Origin of the sequence: Rhodanobacter terrae (genome assembly GCF_042657005.1) — a bacterium.
GTDB classification, from domain to species: domain Bacteria; phylum Pseudomonadota; class Gammaproteobacteria; order Xanthomonadales; family Rhodanobacteraceae; genus Rhodanobacter; species Rhodanobacter terrae.
The window spans coordinates 1-1,728 of the sequence record NZ_JBHSNG010000069.1; the positions used below are offsets into that span (position 1 = coordinate 1).

General features: G+C 57.6%; 3 protein-coding genes and 1 pseudogene. 2 read left to right on the plus strand and 2 right to left on the minus strand.

The window, feature by feature from the left end; genetic code table 11:
* Positions 1-112, minus strand: a pseudogene (locus tag ACFPPB_RS20230) (GntR family transcriptional regulator); the annotation flags it as partial.
* A 311-nt stretch (positions 113-423) separates the two neighbouring features.
* Between ACFPPB_RS20230 and ACFPPB_RS20235 the strand changes: the two are divergent.
* Positions 424-804: a hypothetical protein gene (locus ACFPPB_RS20235; protein ID WP_377330455.1), complete on the plus strand. Its 381-nt coding sequence runs from the start codon at positions 424-426 to the stop codon at positions 802-804.
* A 37-nt stretch (positions 805-841) separates the two neighbouring features.
* Here ACFPPB_RS20235 and ACFPPB_RS20240 read toward each other — a convergent pair whose 3' ends face one another.
* Positions 842-1,117, minus strand: coding sequence for a hypothetical protein (locus ACFPPB_RS20240; protein ID WP_377330457.1), 276 nt, complete (start codon positions 1,115-1,117; stop codon positions 842-844).
* A 304-nt stretch (positions 1,118-1,421) separates the two neighbouring features.
* On the opposite strand from ACFPPB_RS20240, the gene ACFPPB_RS20245 reads away from it, so the two are divergent.
* Positions 1,422-1,728, plus strand: a 307-nt coding sequence (locus ACFPPB_RS20245) for a transposase (RefSeq protein WP_377330459.1), incomplete at its 3' end; no start/stop codon positions are given.

Sequence of the window (1,728 nt, forward strand, 5' to 3'; positions counted from 1 at the left end):
CTGCGGCAAGCGTGGCCGGATCGATCCGCTGCCCGGGTGCGTAGCGTCCCGACTGCAGAGCGCGCCTGACCTGTCCGTACACGAAAGCACTCTTGGAGTGGGTCGCATCCATAGCTGAACTCCATGGTGCAAAACGCCAGCCACCTGGCCACCTTCGCCACAGCAACTGACCAGCTTCGCCAGCGAAACTGACCACGGGTGGCGGCCACGCTGCGGAACTCCCACGGCCGCCACTACCAGCATCCGAGGTGCCGACACCCACGCCGGCGGAGCCACGGCCCGACGATCCGACCGAGGCACAGCGGCAACAACAGCGGGCGAGCATCAACCTCATTCCACGGCCGGAACCCTGCTCGAGGCGATGAGCCGCCGCCCTGCACCGTCAGTTCTGGACAGAATTGGGGGCAGCGTAGATGCTAAAGCTTGGTAAAAGCGCAATCAGAGGCCAAAAAAATGTATCTTCGCTTGTCGAGCGTGCTTGCCATACTCGCCTTCTCTATATCCGCCTACGCACAAAACGAACCCTACTCACCGAAATTTCCCGCAGAAGGGCCTTGGTTGTTGGTTGGCTACGATGGAATATGTCATTCGCTCAAAGATGAATTTGGCGCCGCCACGCCCGACGACTTCTACGCGCACATGAAGCAGAAGGGCGAAGACGCTACGTTGAAGAAGTTTGACGAGAACAACTTCACCATCCTCGACAACACCCAAAAGAGCTTTCCCACCCTGTACATCGTTCGTGGATTGGCCTTCTGTCAACACCTCGCCAATGAATTGAAGCATGAATCATCGACACCATGACGTGGTAATCCCTAAGGCATGGCGAAGTGAGCGCTAACTATTGTCGAGCGGTTGAACCTGGTCGATGAGGCGGCAAGTTATACCTTGCTTGAACAGCCGCCACTGCTGCTTCGAAAGCCCGAACGCATGTGGTTTCGATTGGGTGTTCAGGCTTCACCAACCAGTTAATTTTCCCGGGAGCCGGAAAAAAGTTCGGAACGATACCAAAGACAGGAAGAGGTGCCCCGATCGGCGCCTCTTTTTTGTAGATTACGATTATCTTTAGCTTTAACTCATCGATAGCCAGCTCGTCACGGTGGACTGGATTGTTCATAGACGAAAACTCCTCGCTGTTTGATGGTGAGAGCGCATTATGCGCGTCACGACGGGAGGACGATCCAGCTGAGTAGCGCATAGACCTGACCATGCCGGCCCAGCCTACGGGTCCTCTGCCCTTGGGCGCGCGCCCTGCGCACCTGGCCCCTTTCGCGACTTGTCGAGGGGGAGAAAAGAAGAAACCGCCGGGAGCTTGTGCACTCGGCGGTTTTGTCTAAAAGAAACCTGATTCCCCACCTGTCGCATCCCCTGATACGTCGGGGGTAGACGCTGCAACCCTCTGAAGAGACGGAGGAAGCGTTATGAAGAAGAAGAATCAGGTGCAGTTTCAGCCGGGCATGAGCCTGATGGGCTTTCTTGAGCGCTATGGCAGCGAGGCGGCGTGCCGTGAGGCACTGGCGAAGGCGCGCTGGCCGAACGGGTTCCGCTGCCAAGGCTGCGGTCATACCCGGCACTGCCACCTCAAAGAGCGCGACGTCTACCAGTGCAACCGCTGCAAGCGGCAGGTATCGCTGACCAGCGGTACGTTGTTCGCTGAAACCAAACTACCGCTGCGCACGTGGTTCTTGGCCATCTATCTGCTGACCCAACATAAGAGCGGCATCTCGG

Bases quoted from the DNA above. Each gene is read 5' to 3' on its own strand.
- ACFPPB_RS20240 (WP_377330457.1), bottom strand. From the start codon at position 1,117: ATGAACAATCCAGTCCACCGTGACGAGCTGGCTATCGATGAGTTAAAG.